The organism is Sphingomonas sp. AP4-R1 (genome assembly GCF_013113735.1).
Lineage (GTDB): Bacteria > Pseudomonadota > Alphaproteobacteria > Sphingomonadales > Sphingomonadaceae > Sphingomonas_I.
In genome coordinates, this window is the sequence record NZ_CP053346.1 from 3,310,791 (window position 1) to 3,329,958 (window position 19,168).

The window sequence follows — 19,168 nt, forward strand, 5'->3', positions numbered from 1 at the left end:
CCGCCTTAAAGCGGCCTGACGCGGAACAGCTTGGTGAAGATCGGTTCGTCCCGCTCGTTCTTGGCGAGATTGAAGCGGCCGTCCTGGGTGCCGAGCGCCGGGGCGTCCTCCGCCGCAATCTCCTCGAACTGGTAGATGTCGCTGCGGAACTGCTCCTTCACGCGGGTCACGAAATCTTCCGTCACCCAGATTTCGCCAGGCGTGACGTGCGGTTCCAGCCTCGCCGCCGTCCGCAAGGCCATGCCCGATACGTTGCGGTTCTGATCGCTGCCGTCGATCATCACATAACCGGCTTCCCCGCCGAACCGGAACGTGCCCTTGAATTCAGAATTGGCGATGCGTTCCTCGATCGCGCGCGCGGCCGTGATCACGGATACGGGATTGGTATCGATCAACAGGATGGAATCCCCCTGATGGACATCGGGGTGATCGATGTTGTGAAAATATTCGCGCGCCGAAGCGTCCAGCAATTCCTTGAATTTACGGGATTTCGGCACGTCCTTCATGATCTCCGAATAGCCTTTGAGATCGCCTTTCAGGACGTAGGAGACGGATCGCTCGTCACGCCAGCGCCGGCCCGCGCCGATCACGTTGAGATCGTTGAGCCCGTTGAAATATCGGGTCGAGCGCGTGCCGATCAGATCGTCCAATATGGGGTGGATCAGATAGAGGTCCGCATCCGGCAGGACATGGATCTCGTCCAGCGCGACGCTGCCCAGCGGCAGGAAATCCTGGATCCGCTCGTAGGTCTGCTCGTCGTTCCGGATCACGCCGAGCAATCCGATCTTGTACAGCGCGCAGAAGACATGATCGGTGTGCAGTTCGCCCCGCGCTTCATACTTCTTCTCGTAGAGCTGGGCATATTCGGCGGAAATCCGGGCCAGTTCGGCGGCGGACAGCGTGTTGCTCCGGATGAGTCCGATCAGGATATCCGGATCGAAGCCTGCAAGGTGGGGCTCCATTTCCGCCATGAACCCGCGCGCGATCTCCCGCGACGCGGTTCGCACGGCCTGCCGGAGCGAGCGCGCATTGCGGTCGCGCGGTTCGAGCGCCGATATGTGGCGGCCGACCAGGACGATGTCGCGCGGGCGGCGCAGCGTATGCCGTATCCAGAAATCGAGAAAGTCCTCCTGATCTCCCGTCTTGGGATGGAAGACGCTGATACAATCCTTGCCGAGGAACTTGTCGATCGGCGTCGTCCCGCCGGGCAGGAGATTGGGTTTCTTTTCCGCCAGAATATTCTTCTCGATGATCTGCTTCAGATCATGATCGCTATAGTTCATCTGGAGGGATCGGCTCGTCAGCTGGATCCCGAACGAGCTTTTGGTGATGCTGCGCTGCTTCACCTCGCTCCTGATCGACGCATAGACGCGGATGTGGCTGTTATGTTCGTTGATTTCGCGGGAGGCGAGGGCGATGCCGAGCTGCGCGAGATACCAATATATCTCCTTGGCCTCGCCGTAGAGATTGGTTCCGACATCCATATGCTGGGCCCGCAGCATATCCTCATAATATTCGTCTATATTATCGATGAATATGGAAATATTATGAGATATGTTTCTCATGCTGAGCTTGAGCTTGTCATTGTAGCATGCGACGATTTTTATGTAGTCGGCGTAGGAGGCGGAAAGAAGCGGATCGAATATATCGCAGATGCTGGTCAGCTCCTTCTCCGCGAAGATCCGCTCCAGCACGGGCGGGAGGCCCTCCGGGTGCCATTTTTCGTGTTTGAGGACACCGATCGCGATGGCGATCGTCCACAGGCCTTTCCAATAGGCCGGATTGTCCCGTGTATCCGAATATTCCTTCGATGCGGGCGGACTGGGCGATCCGGCTGGCTTGTCGAGCAGTGATTGTCCGGATGGAAGGATCGTGATCGAAGGATCCGTGATGGAAAGACGTTTCGCCTTGAGAAGCAAGGTTTTCCCGAATCCCTTCGGGGCGACCACGATCATCGTGGTGCTATTGCTCTCCAGAAATGCCTTGATGCTCTTGGTCGGGTGGAGAAGATTGGTTTGGAAAACCGAAATCTGGGACGCCTTCATCTCATTGGCGTCGATCACCCAAGGATCCACCGATGATCTCCCGACTCGCTGAATGCGGGGAAATCTATCGATCTTCCAGGAAAGATCTAGGAAGGGACGGGCGATAAGTGTCCGATGAGGATGGTTATTGCGAGTTGCGGGTTATCTTCCGAAGAAATGCCGATATTCAGCGCGGCATCGATGCGAAGATCGTGCCGATGCCGCGCGCTCGTCAGATCCGTCCGGTCAGAAGAAGTATCAGCAGCACGATGATCAGGATCGTGCCGAGGCCGACCGGGGCAAATCCCCAATTGGCATTGTAGGCGCCTGCACGCGGGAAAGATCCGCCCAACCAGAGGATCAGAAGAATAACGAGAATAAGCGTCAGCATGGCCTCTCCCGAGGGAGATATGGCCAGAATTGGCATCTCCCATTCGTTTATTCATGACGCCCGCGCACGCCGGAAGTTCCGGGTGCGTATGTTTCCATTCCTCGGGTGTGATCGCGGGCATGCGGCCGTGCGACGCGCGCGGGCCTCTGGAGGGGAGGCTTTGGCGCGACTTTCGCGCGGACCGGCCCGGCGCTCCGCCCTTGCCCTCGGACGCATCCCGCCCACATAGGGGCGGTTCATTTCGGTGGTGATGGAGACGATTTTGGCGACCTTGGGCATGAGCGCGGCGGATCGGGCGGAGGTCGAGGCCTTCCAGCGCGACGTGATCGAGCCGTCGATGACGTCGCTCGTCATCCTCGATTTCTGGGCGGAATGGTGCGGCCCCTGCAAGCAGCTCACCCCCACGCTGGAGAAGGTCGCGGCGGCCTATGCGGGCAAGGGCGTGATCCTCGCCAAGGTGAATGTCGACGAGAACAAGTTCATCGCGTCCCAATTCCGCGTAAAGTCGATCCCGACCGTCTATGCGATCTTCCAGGGACAGCCGGTGGCGGACCTGACCAATGCGCGCTCGGAAAGCCAGATCGGCCAGATCCTCGATCAGATCCTTCGCCAGATCCCGGTTCAGGGCGCGGAGGATCAGCTGCACCAGGATGTCGCCCCGCTGATCGCGATGGGCGAGCAGGTGCTGGAGGCGGGCGAGGTGGAGCGCGCCGTCTCGATCTTCACCCAGCTGCTCGACATGGCACCCGAGGATCCCGCCGTCGTGGCGGGCCTCGCGCGTGCGCTGGTCGCGGCGGGCCGTGTCGATGAGGCGACCGCCGCGCTGGATACGTTGCCGGCCGACAAGGCCAAGGATGCGGGCGTTCTCCGCGCCCGCGCCGCGATCGCGCTGGCGGCCGCGACCGGCCCGGTGGGCGAGGTCGAGGCTTTGCGCGCCAAGGTCGCCGCCAATGCCGAGGATCAGGAGGCGCGTTACGAACTGGCTGGGGCGCTGATGGGCGCGGGCGATCGCGATGGCGCGGCGGACCTTCTGCTCGGCTCGATCGAGCTGGATCGCGACTGGAACGAGGCCGCCGCCCGCAAGCGGCTGCTGACGTTGTTCGAGGCGACCGGCCTTGAAGATCCGTGGGTGTCGCAGCAGCGCCGCCGCCTCTCGGCCGTCCTGTTCGGATGACCACGCGCACCGGCACGCGGCTGTCCATCTTCCCGCTGCCGGGCGCGCTGCTGCTGCCGCGCGCCTATCTCCCGCTGCATATCTTCGAGCCGCGCTATCGGGCGATGGTGAGCGATGCGCTCGCGCGCGACCGGCGCATCGCGATGATCCAGCCCTTGCCGATGCAGGCGCCCGATCTGGAGGCGCCCGCTCTGTTCGATGTCGGCTGCGTCGGCCGCATCGCGCAGGTGGAGGCGATGGAGGACGGGCGCTTCAATCTGGTGCTGGAAGGCGTCACCCGCTTTCGCACCGTGCGCGAGATGGACGTCACCACGCCGTTCCGCCAGATCGAGGCGGAGACGTTCACGGGCGATTTCGAGGATCCCGATCCGCTGCCCAGCGTCGTCCGCGCGGATGTGGAGCGCGAGGCACGCCGCTTCGCCGACGCGCATGGCTATGAGATCGAATGGGACGACGTCGGCCGGCTGGACGACGAGGCGCTGGTGAGCGGCATTTCGCAGGTCGCGCCGTTCGATATCGCGGCGAAGCAGGCGTTGCTGGAAGCCCCGACGCTGGCCGATCGCGCCGATATGCTGGTCGATTTCCTCCGTTTCTTCGGTCTGGACGCGGGCGACGAGCCTACTTTGCAGTAGGGCGGAACTCTCTCCACCGTTCGTCCTGAGCGAAGTCGAAGGACGTGCTTCACGCGGTGCCATTTGTAGCACGTCCTTCGACTTCGCTCAGGACGAACGGTGTCTTTGGTGGAGGGTAAGGCTTACCCTTCCGTCGAAAGCACGAAATCCCGGAGCGCCCTCGCATCGTGCAGGGCATTGTGCGGCACCGCGCTGTTGCGCGCGGTCGAGAAGCCTGGCGTCCGCAGGAAACGGAAGCGGAGGTGGGAGATGTCGACAATCTCCGTGTCGCCCACCAGCAGCAGGCGACAGAACAGGGCGATATCCTCGGGCCAGTCGGCGATGATCTCGGGATCGGGGTCGGAGGCGAGGTATGCGGCGATATCGTGCGCGGCGGCCTCGCGGTCGAGCTGGTTGTAGAGCGTGGTCGGCACGCTCTTCAGATACGGCACCACATGGCGCGCGACCCATTCGGTCGGCTCGTGATCGTGCGGGATCACGACATAATAATCATTGTCGCCATGCTCGGCGGCGAGGCCCAGGCTCAGCAGCGGGCCGCCGAAGCCGTCGAACTCGGTATCGAGGAAATAGCGCATATCGCGGGCTTACTCCGTTTGTCCTGAGCCTGTCGAAGGACTGTTCTTCTTCGTCCCGAAGAAAGCAGGACAGTGCCCTTCGACTGCCTGCCTGCGGCAGTCGCTCAGGACAGGCCCCGACAGGCTCAGCACGAACGGGAAGGGGGCGGAGGTTGTCAGCCCGCCTTGGCGCGGGGCGGGTGGGCGACTTCGGGGTGATCGCCGTCCAGTGCCTCGTCCAGCATCCGGGCGAGGCGGAGGCCGCCCTTCAGCACCTGGGCGCGCATCACCGGGATCAACGTCTGGATCTTGGCCTCGTCCAGCTTGCCGCTGGCCTTGGTACCGGGCGGTAGCGCGCAGACATCGCCCACGGCCGACGGATAGACGACATCCTTCGCCACCTCCCAGCTCTGATGCATCCAGTCCTCGATCGAGCCTTGCGCCAGCGTCTTGCGCTCCTCCACCGTGGTGCCGGAGAGCAGGCCGGCGGGGCCGCCCGGCGGGGTGGAGATGGCGCGATCGGCCAGCAGTCCGTCCCAGATGGCATGAAGATTGGTGCGGCCGCCGATCGCGCCGTAGCTCGCCTTCGTGCCGTTGCCGCCCGCATCGTCATGCGCGTCGGCGGCGTGGAGCGGCTGGTGGATGTCGCCTACGAAATGGACAAGGAAAGCCAGCGCCATCAGGCGATCGCGCGCGGGCAGCTTGCGATCGGCCAGCATCCGCTGCGCGCGCGCGATCTGGGCCGAGGCGCAATTGCCGTTCGCGCAGTTCGCCTTGAAATCAAACGGCTTGCAGACGTCGAAATCCTGGAAGTGCCAGCTATAGGCGTAGGAGAAACGGTCCCCCAGCGTCTTAATGCAATCCGGCCAGACCGAGGCTTCCTCGATCGTCCGCATCGGGCAGGTCGGCGTTTCGAGGATCTTCTGCTGGCGCAGCAGCCCGGCGATGGCGGCGCGGGTCCGCGGCTGCACCTGGGACAGCGCGATCGCGCCCACCGTCTGGTGGCCATATTCCCAGAAGGCGGCGGCGGGCGAGGCGCCGAGGGCGGACAGCCCGGCGAGGAGCAGCAGAAAGCGGCGGATCATCCGATCTATCCCCAAATCAATCTTCGTCGTCATAGATGGCGACTCGGGGCGCTTCGCCCGATCGCAGGATGCCGCGATACATGCCCGGCGTGTTGAACGCCCAGCCCCCCGTGCCGTCCGGTCCGACGGTGATGACGCCGCCCTTGCCCCCCATGGCGCCGATCTCGGCGATCACCGATCCGGCGGCATCCACCGGCCCGAGCTTGCCGAAGCGGACCAGCGCGGCGATCTCGTGCGCGGCCACGGCGCGGATGAAGATCTCGCCCGATCCGGTGCAGGAGGTGGCGCAGGCGCGATCGTCGGCATAGGTGCCCGCACCGATCAGCGGGCTGTCGCCGATCCGGCCCCAGCGCTTGGCGGTCAGGCCGCCGGTGGAGGTGGCGGCGGCGACATGGCCCTGCGCGTCCACCGCGACAGCGCCGACCGTGCCATATTTCATCGCGCTGTCGAAACCGCCGCCGGCCTTGATCTCGTCGAGTTGGCGACGACGCTCGGCCAGCGCGAAATAGTCCGGTTCGACCTGCTCCAGCCCCTTGTCGCGGCTGAATTCGTCCGCGCCCGCGCCCGACAGCAGCACATGGCGGCCATCTTCCATCACCTTGCGGGCGAGCGAGACGGGGTTGCGCGTGGTGGTGACCGAACTGATCGCGCCGGCGGCGCGGCTGGTGCCGTCCATGATCGCGGCGTCCAGTTCGTTGGCGCCGTCCCACGAGAAGACCGCGCCGCGCCCGGCGTTGAAATGGGGATCGTCCTCCATCACCCGCACCGCGGCCTCGACCGCATCCAGCGCGGAGCCGCCGGCGTCGAGCGCGGCGCCGCCCGCCTTCAGCGCGGCCTCCAGCCCGGCGCGACCGCCTTCATCCTCCGCCTCGGGCAGTACGCCGCGCCGCATCGATCCGGATCCACCGTGGATCACCAGCGTCCATTCGCTCATGTCAGGCCTCTTTGTGTCGAAACGTCGGCGGTTTGGGTCGCAGGCCGATCAACGGCCGGATGAAGGCGACGCGTCGCCCGACGAGATAGAAGATCCAGCAGCCGATCATCGTGGTCGCGACCAGGATCAGGAGGCGGGGCAGGTTGGGCACATCGCTCCCCAGCAGCAGCCAGCCGACCACGATGATGATCGTCTGGTGGATGATATAGAAGGGGAAGACCGCCTCGGCCAGCATCGCGCGGGGGCCCACGTCGCGGTCCCAATAATGGTCGGCGATGCCGATCAGGGCGAGGATCGCGCTCCAGCCCTGCACGACGCGCGCGGCCTGATAGAGCGATCGCATCCCCGCCGTGATCGGCCGCGTCATCGGATAATCCCACGCGATCAGCACCTCGATCACGGTGGCGATCAGCGCGACGGCGGCGATCCACGGCCAGCCCTTGCGGATCGTGCCCCAGAAGCTCTGCGACCGATAGAGAAGGTAACCGAACAGGAAGGCCGGGAAGTGGCGGATATGCGCCACCCAGTCGCCGAGGAAATTGTGATTGTCCTCGGCCGATGCCAGCCAGTGGAGCCGCACGAAGATGGCGATGGCGGCGGGGATCAGCAGGAGCAAAGGCCCCGTCAGGATACGCTCGACGATCGATCGCAGGCTCGTCCGCAGCCCGGCCGGCAACGTCCGCAGGCAGGCGAGCAGCAGCGTATAGACCAGCAGGTAGAAGACGAACCACAGATGCTGCCACGCGGGCAAAGGCATGCCCCGGAACATCGCGAACCGATAATAATCGTGCAGGTAGAAATAGGAGAAATCGGCGGTGTAGCCGCGCTGCGTGGTCAACTGGATCCAGGGCTGGATCGGCGTGATGACGATCACGCCGAAGATCAGGGGCACGCCGAGCCGCACCACCCGGTTCTTCACGAAGGGCGGCAGCTTCGTGCGCGTCAGCATCGCCGCACTGGCGAAACCGGATACGGTGAACAGCAATGTCAGCCGCCACGCGTTGATCGCCACCATCGGCAGCACCGCCCAGGGGACCGTCTTGTCGGCGGTGACGTGCCATTCCCACGGCACGAAATACATGCCGATATGATAGAGGATCAGCAGCTGGAACGCGCCGATGCGGAGCCAGTCCATGCCGAAATGGCGGCCGGGGCGCGGCACGGGAGCGGACGGCGCGGGGGCACCGGGGTAGGTGGGGGCGGAAGCAGGCACGTCGGCTCTCCCTGTTGCCCTGTTGCGCCGTCGTCAACCGCCTGCGCGACAGAACGGTGAGTCGGGGGGTGCTTCCCTCGCTGCAGATGCGCTATAGGCCTGCGCGAACAGCCCTGTGAGACCCATTTCCGATGTCCGTTCGCCCCTGGCGCGATATTGCGCGCCGCCAATCCCGTCAGATCATGGTCGGCAAGGTGCCCGTCGGCGGCGATGCCCCGATCTCGGTGCAGACCATGACCAACACGCCGACCGAAGATGCCGCGGCGACGATCGACCAGATCCGCCGCTGCGAGGAAGCGGGCGCGGACATCATCCGCGTCTCCTGCCCGGACGAGGCCTCGACGGCGGCGCTGCCGCTGATCACGCGCGCCGCCAAGGTGCCGATCGTGGCGGACATCCACTTCCATTATAAGCGTGCACTGGAAGCGGCCGATGCGGGCGCCGCCTGCCTCCGCATCAATCCCGGCAATATCGGATCGAGCGAGCGCGTGGCCGAAGTGGTGCGCGCCGCCAAGGCCAATGGCTGCGCGATCCGCATCGGCGTGAACGCGGGCAGCCTCGAGAAGGACCTGCTGGAGAAATATGGCGAGCCGTGCCCCGAGGCCCTCGTCGAAAGCGCGCTCGATCATATCAAGCTGCTGCAGGATCAGGATTTCCACGAATATAAGGTGGCGGTGAAGGCGTCGGACGTGTTCCTCGCCGTCTCCGCCTACATGCAGCTGGCCGATGCGGTGGATTGCCCGCTGCATCTGGGCATCACTGAGGCGGGCGGCCTGATCGGCGGCACGGTGAAGTCGGCGATCGGCATGGGCAATCTGCTCTGGGCCGGCATCGGCGACACGATCCGCGTGAGCCTTTCGGCCGAGCCCGAGGAAGAGGTACGCGTCGGCTTCGAGATTCTGAAGGCGCTCGGCCTGCGCCAGCGCGGCGTGCGCGTCGTCTCGTGCCCCAGCTGCGCGCGGCAGGGCTTCGACGTGATCCGGACGGTCGAGAAGCTGGAGAACCGGCTGCAGCATATCCGCGTGCCGCTGAGCCTTTCGGTGCTGGGCTGCGTGGTGAATGGCCCCGGCGAGGCGCGCGAGACCGACATCGGCCTCACCGGCGGCGGTAATGGCAAGCACATGGTCTATCTGTCGGGCGTCACCGATCATACGATCCAGGATGCCGACATGATCGATCATATCGTGAAGCTGGTCGAGGCGAAGGCCGCCGAGATCGAGGCGGCCGAGGCGGTGGCGGAAGCGGCGGAGTAACGGCCGACGCGTGATCGCCCGCCTCCTGTGAGAGGAGGATGCGATGCGGACCAAGACATGTCTCATGGCGGTGGCGCTGGTGACGGCGCTGCCGGCATCCGCGCAGATCATGGGGGGCATGCCGCGCAACCGGACGGCCATGCCGTCCGCGACGTGGAGCCCAACCCCGAATGTCCGCGACGATATTTCCGCAGGGCGGGAGTCCGGCCAGCTGTCCAGGCGTCAGGCGAAGGCATTGCGGCGGGAGGCGACCGGGCTCGACGCGATCGAGGCGCGTGCGCCTGCTTTGTCCGATGCCGAGCGTGCCCAGTTCGAGGCGGCCCGACAGGTGATGCGCGAACGGGTGACGACCGAGCGAACCACCAAGAAATAGGGGCCTGATCGGGCCCACAAAAAAGCCACCTCGGAACAGTTCCGAGATGGCTTTTCTTGTTGGAGGAAGGCGGGCTTAGAAGGTCACCGCGCTCTTCACGCCGAGAACGACGACATCCTTCATGTCCGAATAGCCGCCCGGATCGACGATATACTGGACGTTCGGACGCAGCACGAGCCACGGCTTCAGGTGAAGGCCGTAATAGAGTTCGGCCGCATATTCGGCGTTCGGCTTTTCCGAGCCTGGCGACGCGAGCACCTCCGCCTGCGCGGCGCGGGCGTTCACGTTCGTGCGGGCGACGGCGAACCCGATATCGTCGGCGGCACGGCCCGGAATCGCGCCGGTCAGGACCAGGCCGACAGCGGTCTGATTGTCGGTGCGCTGCGTGCCGCGATCGGTCTGCGTCATGTTGAAGAAGATGCTCAGGCCCTTGACCGTCTTGGTCTCGCCCTTGGCATCGACGGTCGCGGTGCCGGTCAGTTGCTGCTGGATCTCGACATAGCCGCCATAGCGCGAGTCTTTCCGCAACGGATTGGTGCCCGTCACGGCGAAGGGCTGGCGATCGACGCCGAGCAGCAGATCGTTCGCGTCAGAGCTGTTATACCAGCCGCCGACGCGATAGCTGCCGGGCAGGCCCTTCGCGCCGAGATGCGGGGTCCAGCCCGCTTCGCCGGTGGCGAGAACGCCGGTGGCGCCGTGGAAATAGCCGAAGATGAACTTGTTGTTCAGGTTGCGCGGATTGTTCTCGTACGCACCGGCCATCGCATACCAGGTCGGCGTCTTGTAGCGCAGGCGCGCGCCCCACTGCGCGATCGGCCAGTTATACCAGTAATCGCCGGCAAGGTTGCCCGCGGGCGCGCCGCAGAAGCTGAGGTTCATGAAATCGCAGGAGAAGCTGTTGAAGTCGGCGCCCTGGGTCATGCGGCCGGCCTTGATGTCGAAGCCGCCGCCCAGATCCTGCTGATACCACAGCTCCGTCAGGCGCCAGGTCTGGCCGCGACCATAGACTTCCTGCACCTGCTGCAGCGTGCCGAGGCCGGCGCGCGACGGATCGGCGAGATTGTGGCCGCGACGGAAGGTGATCGACGCCTGCAGCGTGCCGCCCTTCAGGCCGAACAATTTATCCGTATCGACGGTGGCGCCGAACGTGAACTGGCCGGTCTCGGTTGCGTCCTTGCGCTGGCCGCCGGACACGTTCGCGCCGAACTCGCTAACGTAGGCGCCGGTGAGATCGATGCCCGCGTCGCGCGCCTTGGTGCGGAGGCCGCCCCATTCGCCGGTGAGGGTGGACGGGGTCTTCGGCGCTTCCTGCGTTTCGGCGGCGGCGTTGGCCGGGTTGGCGTCGGGCGTCGTGTCGCTGGTCTGTGCGATCGCGGGCATGGCGGTGGCGAGCAGTCCCGCGGTCAGCGCGGTCTTGAAGGTGGACAAGTGCATGTATTCTTTAACCTTTGGCGGGATTGCTGAGCCCGAAGATGCCGATGATGACATAGCAGACGACAGGAATGACAAGCGCGGCGGCGATGCCCGTGGCATCGGCGATACCGCCGCTGACGAGCGGCAGGATCGCGCCGCCGACGATGGCCATGCAGAGCAGGCCGGATGCTTCCGGCGTGCGATCGCCCTGGCCCTCCAGCGCGAGGCTGAAGATCGTGGGGAACATGATCGAGTTGAACAGGCCGACCGCGAGCAGCGACCAGCCGGCCAGCGGGCCGTGCGTGAAGATCGATGTCAGGACGAGCAGCACCGTCGCGCCGCAGAAGGTGGCGAGCAGCTTGCCCGGCTCGATCCGCTGGAGCAGCGCCGCGCCGATGAAGCGGCCGATCATCGCGCCGCCCCAGTAGAGCGAAAGGCGCTCGCCGGCCGCGCGGGCATCGAGGCCCATCACGTCCTGCTGGCCCAGATAATTGACCATCAGGCTGCCGATCGAGACTTCGGCGCCGACGTAACAGAAGAGCGCGACCACGCCGAACAGGATGCGCTTCTGGCCGAGCAGGCTAAGGCTGTCGAGGAAGCCGACCGCATCGGGGCGCTCGTTGGCGACCGCATTGCGGCGCAGCCAGAAGACCAATGCGATGATCGCCAGCACGATCGCGATGCCGACATAGACGTGGGCGATGACCGCGCTTTCCTGCACGCGATAGGCGGGCAGGGCCGAGGCGGAGAGCGTCGCGGGATCGACCGCGCCGACGGTGCCCGCCAGAATGAGGTTGGAGCCGACATAGGGCCAGACGGTCGTGCCGAGCGAATTGAACGCCTGCGCGAAGGTCAGCCGGCTGCTCGACGTGCGCTCGTCGCCTAGCGAGGCGATGAACGGGTTCGCCGCCACCTGCAGGATCGTGATGCCCGCCGCCAGCACGAACAGCGCGCCGAGGAAGCTCATATAGATGCCGGACGAGGCAGCGGGCCAGAAGAGCAGGGCGCCCAGCGCCGTCACCACCAGGCCGACGACGATGCCCTTCAGATAGCCGATGCGCGTGATCAGCGTGCCGGCCGGGATCGAGACGATGAAGTAAGCGGTGAAGAAGGCGAACTGCGTCAGCATCACCTCGAGGTAGGTGAGCGAGTAGAGTCCCTTCAGTTTCGGGATCAGGATATCGTTGAGGCTCGTGGCGCCGCCCCATATGAAAAACAGCGCGATCACGAGGATCGTAAGGGAGCGCGAACCGGCTTTCGCGCCCTCCCGGGAATAGGTCATGGAGGCTAACCTTTTTAGAGCGGTTGCATAACAAGCAGCAACAAATGCGGTTCCGTAACGCGGGCGGCCAATGTGGGATTTCCGAGACAAACGTCGTTGCAAAATAGGGATTTGCGATTGAGCTTTAAGCAATTGGGAGCGCTACCAATCGTCGCGGCCTGTATCGGAATAGCAATATTCACGACCATGGATGCCGTTATGAAGGGGCTCGCTCTGGTGATCGGAGCCTATTGCGCGATGCTGTGGCGTACGGTCGCGGCGCTGCCGCTGACCGGCCTGTTGCTGGCGCGGGGCGGGGCGTCGTGGCCGACGCTCGCGGTGCTGATGCTGCATGTCCAGCGCGGCGCCGTGACGGCCGTTTCGGCGATCGGCTATTTTTATGGGCTCACCCGTCTGCCGATGGCGGAGGGCATCGCCTTGTCCTTCATCTCGCCGCTGGTGGCGCTCTATTGTTCGGCGGTGCTGCTGGGCGAGCGGATCGGGCGTCGACAGATCATCGCCTCGCTGCTCGGCGTGGCGGGCGTCGCGGTCCTGATCGCGGGGCGGCTGACGGGGCAGGTGGATCGCGGCGCGATCGGCGGCGGTGTGGCGATCCTCGGCGCGGCGGCCATCTATGGCTATGGGCTCACCCTGCTGCGGCGACAGGCGCAGGCGGCGAGCGCGGTGGAGATCACCTTCTTCCAGAATGCCACCACGCTGATGTGGCTGTTGCCGCTGGCGCCGTGGCTTGCGCCTTTGCCCGCGCTGTCGCACTGGCCGATGATCATCCTGGGGGCGGTGCTGGCGCAGATGTCGGTGTTCCTGCTCGCCTGGGCCTATGCCAGAGCGGAGGCGAAGACGTTGATCCCGGTGGAATATTCGGCGTTTGTCTGGTCCGCGATCCTGGGGGCGCTGTTTTTCGGCGAGACGCTGACCGTGACGGTGCTGGCGGGCGCGGCGTTGATCGTGGCGGGATGCGTGGTCGCGGCCTTGTCCCGCCGGCCGGAGCCGATGGCGGCGGAGGTGTCGCTGTGAGCGCTATGGTCCGTCCCGCCGTGCCGGGCGATGTGCCCGATATCCTCCGGCTGATCCGCCACCTCGCCACCTATGAGCGTCAGCCGGATGCGGTGGAGGCGACGGAAGCCTCGCTGCACGCCACCTTCTTTGCGGAGGGCGCGCAGGTCTTCGCGCATGTCGCGGAGGCGGGCGGGGCGATCGTGGGGGTCGCCGTGTGGTTCCTCAATTATTCGACCTGGACGGGGCGACCCGGCATTTACCTGGAGGATCTCGTCGTCGATGAGGCGGCGCGCGGCACGGGCGCGGGCAAGGCCTTGTTCCGGGCGCTGGCGCGGGAGGCGGTGACGCGCGGTTGCGCGCGGATCGATTGGGCGGTTCTGGACTGGAATGAGAGCGCGATGAATTTCTACCGGACGATCGGCGGCAGGCCGCAATCGGGATGGCAGCCCTGGCGCCTGGACGAGGCCGGCATCAAGGCGCTGGCGGCATGAGCGACGCTTTGCTGACCCGCATCGTCGCGGCGCTGGAGCGGATGTCGCCCCCGCCGCCGGCCTCGGCCGATCCGCTGGCTGCGCCCGCTTATGTGTGGCGCGACGGCGCTCTGGTGGCCGCGCGCGAATTTTCGCCGCTGCCGCTGGCGCTGCTCGAAGGCATCGATCCGCAGAAGGCGCAACTGACCGACAATCTCCGCCGGCTGGCGGGCGGGTTGCCCGCGCATGACGTGTTGCTGTGGGGCGCGCGCGGCACGGGCAAGTCGGCTTTGGTGAAGGCAGCCGTTGGCCAGATTCAGGCCGAGCAGGGCAAGCTCGCCTTGATCGAGGTGGCGGGCGATACGCTGGATGCGCTGCCGCCTCTGTTCGATCGGATCGCGGGCGTCGATCGCGCCTTCGCCATCTTCATCGACGATCTGGGTTTTGCCGATGGCGACGGCGGCCCGCGCCGTCTGCGCTCGCTGCTGGAGGGCGGCGCCGAGGCGCGCCCGGCCAATGCGCGCCTGCTGGTGACGGCCAATCGCCGCCACATCGTCGAGCGGCACATGAGCGAGCAGACCGACGTCATCAATCCGCGCGACGTGGCGGACGACAAGCTGGCGCTGGCCGATCGCTTCGGCCTCAGCCTCGGCTTCCATGTTGTCGATCAGCCGACCTACGTGGCGATGGTGGCGGGTTATGCGAAGGCGCACGGCTTGACCTTCGATCCGCAGGAGGCGATCGCCTGGGCGACGACGCGCGGCCACCGCTCCGGCCGCGTCGCGTGGCAATATGTGGTCGAACTGGCCGGGCGGCAGGGGACGGTGCTCTAAGCTGGTGCTCCTGCGAACGCAGGAGCCCAGAGCTTCAGGCGTTGTGTCCGCGTCTCTGGACTCCCGCGTTCGCGGGAGTGCGGTCTTTCTGAGCAGCTAAGCTACAGCTTGGGGCCGCACAGGAAAAACTGAATGGCGGCCGGCCTCTGCGTGGGCCAGATGAGCCGCAACATGTCGAACAAGACCCTGACCCATCTCGAGCGTCTCGAGGCCGAGAGCATCCACATCCTGCGCGAAGTCGTCGCCGAGGCCGAGAAGCCGGTGATGCTCTATTCGGTGGGCAAGGACAGCGCGGTGATGCTCCACCTTGCGCGCAAGGCCTTTTACCCGAGCCCGCCGCCTTTCCCGCTGCTGCATGTCGATACGACGTGGAAGTTCAAGGCGATGTACGAGCTGCGCGACCGGATGGCGCGCGAGAGCGGCATGGAACTGCTCGTCTATCAGAATCCCGAGGCCAGGGAGCGGGGGATCAACCCGTTCGATCATGGCGCGCTCCACACCGACATGTGGAAGACGGAAGGGCTGAAGCAGGCGCTGGACCTGTACGGCTTCGACGCGGCCTTTGGCGGCGCCCGGCGCGATGAGGAGAAGAGCAGGGCCAAGGAGCGCATCTTCTCGTTCCGTTCGGCCAATCATCGCTGGGATCCGAAGAACCAGCGGCCGGAATTGTGGAACCTCTACAATGCCAAGAAGGCGAAGGGGGAAAGCATCCGCGTCTTCCCCATCTCCAACTGGACCGAACTGGACATCTGGCAATATATCCAGCTGAACGACGTGCCGATCGTGCCGCTCTATTTCGCGCAGAAGCGCCCGACCGTGGAGCGTGACGGAATGCTGCTGATGGTGGATGACGATCGCTTTCCGCTGGAGCCCGGCGAAGTGCCGGTCGATCGATCGATCCGCTTCCGCACGCTCGGCTGCTATCCGCTGACGGGGGCTGTGGAGAGCGAGGCGGCGACCCTGTCCGAAGTGATCCAGGAAATGCTGCTCACCACCACCTCCGAACGACAGGGCCGCGCGATCGACAAGGATGCGGGCGGGGCCGGCATGGAGAAGAAGAAGCAGGAGGGGTATTTCTGATGGCCCTTTCGCCCAACGCTTTCTCCCCGTTCGTGCTGAGCGAAGTCGAAGCACGGGCTTCGGGCATGTCGCTTGCAGCACGTCCTTCGACTTCAGCCCAAGGGGCTGAAGTTCATCCTGAGCGCCTGCCTTGGCAGGCAGTCGAAGGGCTCAGGACGAACGGGCGTTTTGCGAGCGAGCCTCGCGAGGAACAGGCGTGACCGATCCCATCTACAAAACCGATGCCCTCATCGCCGAGGATATCGACGCCTATCTGGCGCAGCATCAGCACAAGACGTTGCTGCGCTTCATCACCTGCGGCTCGGTGGATGATGGAAAATCCACGCTTATCGGGCGCTTGCTGTACGATTCGAAGATGATCTTCGAAGATCAGCTGGCGGCGCTCGAGGCGGATTCCAAGCGTGTCGGCACGCAGGGACAGGAGATCGATTTCGCTCTGCTGGTGGACGGTCTCGCCGCCGAGCGCGAGCAGGGCATCACGATCGACGTCGCCTATCGCTTCTTCGCGACCGAGAAGCGCAAGTTCATCGTCGCCGATACGCCCGGCCACGAACAATATACGCGCAACATGGTGACGGGCGCGTCCACCGCCGATCTCGCCGTGATCCTCGTCGATGCGCGCAAGGGTGTGCTGACGCAGACGCGGCGCCATTCCTATCTGGCGCAGTTGATCGGCATCCGGAATATCGTGCTGGCGGTGAACAAGATGGATCTGGTCGATTATGACCAGTCCGTGTTCGATCGCATCCGGCTCGCCTATCGCGCCTTCGCCAGCGAGATCGGCATCACCGATTTCACCGCCATCCCGATTTCGGGTTTCAAGGGCGACAATATCGCGTCGCTCTCCGAGAAGACCCCCTGGTATCGCGGCAAGACCCTGATCGAGCATCTGGAGACGGTGCCGGTCGATCAGACCGCCGATCAGGCGAAGCCTTTCCGGATGCCGGTGCAGTGGGTGAACCGGCCCAATCTCGATTTCCGTGGCTTTTCCGGCCTGATCGCGACGGGTTCGGTGAAGCCGGGCGATGCCGTGCGCGTGCTGCCTTCTGGCAAGACCTCCAGCATCGCGCGCATCGTCACGCTGGGCGGCGACCTAGACGAAGCGGTGGCGGGCCAGTCGGTCACGCTGACGCTCGCTGACGAGGTGGATTGCTCGCGCGGCGACGTGATCGCCATCGCCGACAATCCCCCGCAGGCCGCCGACCAGTTCGAGACGACGATCGTGTGGATGGCGGACGAGGCGATGCTGCCCGGCCGCTCCTATTGGCTCAAGTCCGCCACGCAGACCGTGAGCGCGACGATCCAGGCGCCGAAATATCAGGTCAACGTCAATACGTTGGAGCATCTTGCTGCCAAGACTCTGGAACTGAACGCGATCGGCGTTGCGAACATCGCGACCGATCGGCCGCTGGTGTTCGAGCCTTATGCCGACAATCGCACGCTCGGCGGATTCATTCTGATCGACAAGATCACGAACGCCACCGTGGCGGCGGGGATGATCCATTTCTCGCTGCGGCGGGCGCAGAATGTCCACTGGCAGGCGCAGGATATCAGCCGCGAGGCGCATGCCGCGCTCAAGAACCAGACCCCCGCCGTGCTGTGGTTCACCGGGCTTTCGGGCGCGGGCAAGTCGACGATCGCCAATCTGGTCGAGAAGAAGCTGGCGCGGATGAACCGCCACACCTTCCTGCTGGACGGGGACAATGTGCGCCACGGCCTGAACAAGGATCTGGGCTTCACCGATGCCGATCGCGTGGAGAATATCCGTCGCGTGGGCGAGGTGGCCAAGCTGATGACCGATGCGGGCCTGATCGTGATCACCGCCTTCATCTCGCCCTTCCGCGCCGAGCGGGAACTGGTGCGCCAGATGATGAAGCCGGGCGAGTTCATCGAGGTGCATGTCGACACGCCATTGGCCGAGGCCGAGGCGCGCGACGTGAAGGGCCTCTATGCGAAGGCGCGCGCGGGCGATCTGAAGAATTTCACCGGCATCGACAGCCCCTATGAGGCGCCGGATGCTCCCGAAATCCGCATCGACACCACCGCGCTCACGCCCGAAGAGGCGGCGGACCTGATCGTGGCGAAGCTGATCCCGTGAACGCCCCTGTTCTGACCGACACCGAACTGGCCGCAGGCATCGCGGCGACGGCGGGCGAACTGCTCGTCTCGCTCCAGCGATCGGGCCTGTTCGCGGGCAAGGCGCTGGGGCAGGCGGGCGATCTCGTCGCCAACCGCTTCATCATGGAGGCGCTGCGGACGCAGCGGCCCGAGGATGCGATCCTCTCCGAAGAGGAACTGAATGACACCGCGCGCTGCACGCAGAGCCGCGTGTGGATCGTCGATCCGCTCGACGGCACGCGCGAATATGGCGAGGGCCGCGCCGACTGGGCGGTGCATATCGCGCTGGCGGTGGACGGCCGGGCCGAGGCGGGCGCGGTGGCGCTGCCGGGGCTGGGTCTGGTGCTGCGGTCGGATCGGGTGGCGATGCCCGCAGCGTCGGGCGGCCCGCTGCGGATGCTGGTGAGCCGCACGCGTCCCGCTGCCGAGGCGGTGGCGGTGGCCGAAGCCCTGGGCGCCGAACTGGTGCCGATGGGCTCGGCCGGCGCCAAGGCGATGGCGGTGGTGCGCGGCGAGGCGGAAATCTATCTCCACACCGGCGGCCAATATGAGTGGGACAATTGCGCGCCGGTGGCGGTGGCGGCGGCGGCGGGGCTGCATGTGAGCCGGGTGGACGGTCGCCCGCTCACCTACAATCACCCCAATCCCTATCTGCCCGATCTGCTGATCTGTCGGCCGGAACTGGCGGGTGAGGTGCTGCGGCTGGCGGCCGCTTACGGGGGTTAAGTTCAACAGGGAAACCCAAAAACCCGTTCGTGCTGAGCCCTTCGACTGCCTGCCAAGGCAGGCGCTCAGGATAAACTTCAGCCCTTTGGGCTGAAGTCGAAGCACGTGCTGCAAAAAACACCGCCCGAAGCACGTGCTTCGACTTCGCTCAGCACGAACGGAGTAAGGGACGGGTACTCAGGCCGCTTCCGGCGCCTCTACCCCCTTCATCAACGTCCCCAAATTCCCCTCGATCCAGTCGGCCAGTCCCTCGACCAGAGCCGCCGCCTCCTCGCCCAGTGGGGTCAGGCTATATTCCACGTGGGGCGGCACCACCGGATAGCTGACGCGCAGCACCAGACCGTCACCTTCCAACTGCTGCAGCGTCTGCGCGAGCATCCGTTCGCTCACCCCGTTCACCCGCCGCCGCAGCTCGCTGAACCGCAGCGTGCCTTGCCGCAACGCGATCAGGGCGAGCATCCCCCAGGTGCTGGTGATATGCTTCAGGATCGCGCGCGACGGGCAGCGCGTGTCGAACAGATCGCCGCGCGCGATCCGGTCGGCCAGGCGGGACGAGGTGCGCTCCAGCATTTTGACACTAACCTTATTGTGCGTACTTACGATGAGTAAGTTAGGCG

The 19,168-nt window shown here is 65.2% G+C and carries 19 protein-coding genes; 10 read left to right on the forward strand and 9 right to left on the reverse strand.

Going from position 1 to position 19,168, the window contains the following annotated elements; translation table 11 throughout:
- Positions 1 to 5: 5 nt before the first annotated feature.
- Together HL653_RS15385 and HL653_RS15390 are read right to left on the reverse strand one after the other, a co-directional pair.
- Positions 6 to 2,063: an adenylate/guanylate cyclase domain-containing protein gene (locus tag HL653_RS15385; protein WP_171745301.1), complete on the reverse strand. Its 2,058-nt coding sequence runs from the start codon at positions 2,061 to 2,063 to the stop codon at positions 6 to 8.
- A gap of 193 nt (positions 2,064 to 2,256) precedes the next feature.
- Complete coding sequence (locus tag HL653_RS15390; RefSeq protein WP_171745302.1) at positions 2,257 to 2,415, reverse strand: DUF3309 family protein; 159 nt, start codon at positions 2,413 to 2,415, stop codon at positions 2,257 to 2,259.
- Positions 2,416 to 2,677: 262 nt separating this feature from the next.
- On the opposite strand from HL653_RS15390, the gene HL653_RS15395 reads away from it, so the two are divergent.
- Together HL653_RS15395 and HL653_RS15400 are read left to right on the forward strand one after the other, a co-directional pair.
- Entirely contained in the window at positions 2,678 to 3,589 is a 912-nt protein-coding gene (locus tag HL653_RS15395) for a tetratricopeptide repeat protein (RefSeq protein WP_253716929.1), read from the forward strand.
- Positions 3,586 to 4,221, forward strand: coding sequence for an LON peptidase substrate-binding domain-containing protein (locus tag HL653_RS15400; RefSeq protein WP_171745303.1), 636 nt, complete (start codon positions 3,586 to 3,588; stop codon positions 4,219 to 4,221). Before HL653_RS15395 ends, HL653_RS15400 begins: the two co-directional genes overlap by 4 nt.
- Positions 4,222 to 4,343: 122 nt before the next feature.
- Here HL653_RS15400 and HL653_RS15405 read toward each other — a convergent pair whose 3' ends face one another.
- The 4 genes from HL653_RS15405 to HL653_RS15420 form a co-directional block, all read right to left on the reverse strand.
- On the reverse strand, positions 4,344 to 4,796 hold the full coding sequence (locus HL653_RS15405; RefSeq protein ID WP_171745304.1) for a hypothetical protein: 453 nt from the start codon (positions 4,794 to 4,796) through the stop codon (positions 4,344 to 4,346).
- A gap of 155 nt (positions 4,797 to 4,951) precedes the next feature.
- On the reverse strand, positions 4,952 to 5,860 hold the full coding sequence (locus HL653_RS15410; RefSeq protein ID WP_171745305.1) for a S1/P1 nuclease: 909 nt from the start codon (positions 5,858 to 5,860) through the stop codon (positions 4,952 to 4,954).
- A 16-nt stretch (positions 5,861 to 5,876) separates the two neighbouring features.
- Positions 5,877 to 6,794, reverse strand: a complete 918-nt coding sequence (locus HL653_RS15415; RefSeq protein WP_171745306.1) for an isoaspartyl peptidase/L-asparaginase family protein — start codon at positions 6,792 to 6,794, stop codon at positions 5,877 to 5,879.
- A gap of 1 nt (position 6,795) precedes the next feature.
- Positions 6,796 to 8,007: an acyltransferase family protein gene (locus HL653_RS15420; protein WP_253716931.1), complete on the reverse strand. Its 1,212-nt coding sequence runs from the start codon at positions 8,005 to 8,007 to the stop codon at positions 6,796 to 6,798.
- 131 nt (positions 8,008 to 8,138) lie between these two features.
- On the opposite strand from HL653_RS15420, the gene ispG reads away from it, so the two are divergent.
- Together ispG and HL653_RS15430 are read left to right on the forward strand one after the other, a co-directional pair.
- Positions 8,139 to 9,260 carry a flavodoxin-dependent (E)-4-hydroxy-3-methylbut-2-enyl-diphosphate synthase gene (ispG, locus tag HL653_RS15425; RefSeq protein WP_171745307.1) on the forward strand — a complete coding sequence of 374 codons (1,122 nt, stop codon included), beginning with the start codon at positions 8,139 to 8,141 and terminating at the stop codon, positions 9,258 to 9,260.
- A 43-nt stretch (positions 9,261 to 9,303) separates the two neighbouring features.
- Complete coding sequence (locus HL653_RS15430; RefSeq protein WP_171745308.1) at positions 9,304 to 9,633, forward strand: hypothetical protein; 330 nt, start codon at positions 9,304 to 9,306, stop codon at positions 9,631 to 9,633.
- 75 nt (positions 9,634 to 9,708) lie between these two features.
- Here HL653_RS15430 and HL653_RS15435 read toward each other — a convergent pair whose 3' ends face one another.
- Together HL653_RS15435 and HL653_RS15440 are read right to left on the reverse strand one after the other, a co-directional pair.
- Positions 9,709 to 11,061 (reverse strand): carbohydrate porin, encoded by a 1,353-nt coding sequence (locus HL653_RS15435; protein WP_171745309.1) that lies wholly within the window; start codon positions 11,059 to 11,061, stop codon positions 9,709 to 9,711.
- 13 nt (positions 11,062 to 11,074) lie between these two features.
- Entirely contained in the window at positions 11,075 to 12,328 is a 1,254-nt protein-coding gene (locus HL653_RS15440; protein WP_171745310.1) for a sugar MFS transporter, read from the reverse strand.
- 198 nt (positions 12,329 to 12,526) lie between these two features.
- On the opposite strand from HL653_RS15440, the gene HL653_RS15445 reads away from it, so the two are divergent.
- From HL653_RS15445 to HL653_RS15470, 6 genes are all read left to right on the forward strand, one after another.
- Positions 12,527 to 13,342, forward strand: a complete 816-nt coding sequence (locus tag HL653_RS15445; RefSeq protein WP_253716933.1) for a DMT family transporter — start codon at positions 12,527 to 12,529, stop codon at positions 13,340 to 13,342.
- A 5-nt stretch (positions 13,343 to 13,347) separates the two neighbouring features.
- The gene (locus HL653_RS15450; protein ID WP_171747015.1) at positions 13,348 to 13,815 is read left to right on the forward strand and encodes a GNAT family N-acetyltransferase; all 468 of its coding nucleotides are present in this window, start codon (positions 13,348 to 13,350) and stop codon (positions 13,813 to 13,815) included.
- On the forward strand, positions 13,812 to 14,627 hold the full coding sequence (locus HL653_RS15455) for an ATP-binding protein (protein WP_171745312.1): 816 nt from the start codon (positions 13,812 to 13,814) through the stop codon (positions 14,625 to 14,627). The genes HL653_RS15450 and HL653_RS15455 overlap by 4 nt, the downstream gene beginning before the upstream one ends.
- 132 nt (positions 14,628 to 14,759) lie before the next feature.
- Positions 14,760 to 15,707, forward strand: a complete 948-nt coding sequence (cysD, locus tag HL653_RS15460; protein ID WP_253716935.1) for a sulfate adenylyltransferase subunit CysD — start codon at positions 14,760 to 14,762, stop codon at positions 15,705 to 15,707.
- 196 nt (positions 15,708 to 15,903) lie between these two features.
- Entirely contained in the window at positions 15,904 to 17,805 is a 1,902-nt protein-coding gene (gene cysN / locus HL653_RS15465) for a sulfate adenylyltransferase subunit CysN (protein WP_171745313.1), read from the forward strand.
- Positions 17,802 to 18,551 (forward strand): 3'(2'),5'-bisphosphate nucleotidase CysQ, encoded by a 750-nt coding sequence (locus HL653_RS15470; protein WP_253716937.1) that lies wholly within the window; start codon positions 17,802 to 17,804, stop codon positions 18,549 to 18,551. Before cysN ends, HL653_RS15470 begins: the two co-directional genes overlap by 4 nt.
- A gap of 177 nt (positions 18,552 to 18,728) precedes the next feature.
- Here HL653_RS15470 and HL653_RS15475 read toward each other — a convergent pair whose 3' ends face one another.
- Entirely contained in the window at positions 18,729 to 19,121 is a 393-nt protein-coding gene (locus tag HL653_RS15475) for a helix-turn-helix domain-containing protein (protein WP_171745314.1), read from the reverse strand.
- Between the last annotated feature and the right edge of the window lie 47 nt (positions 19,122 to 19,168).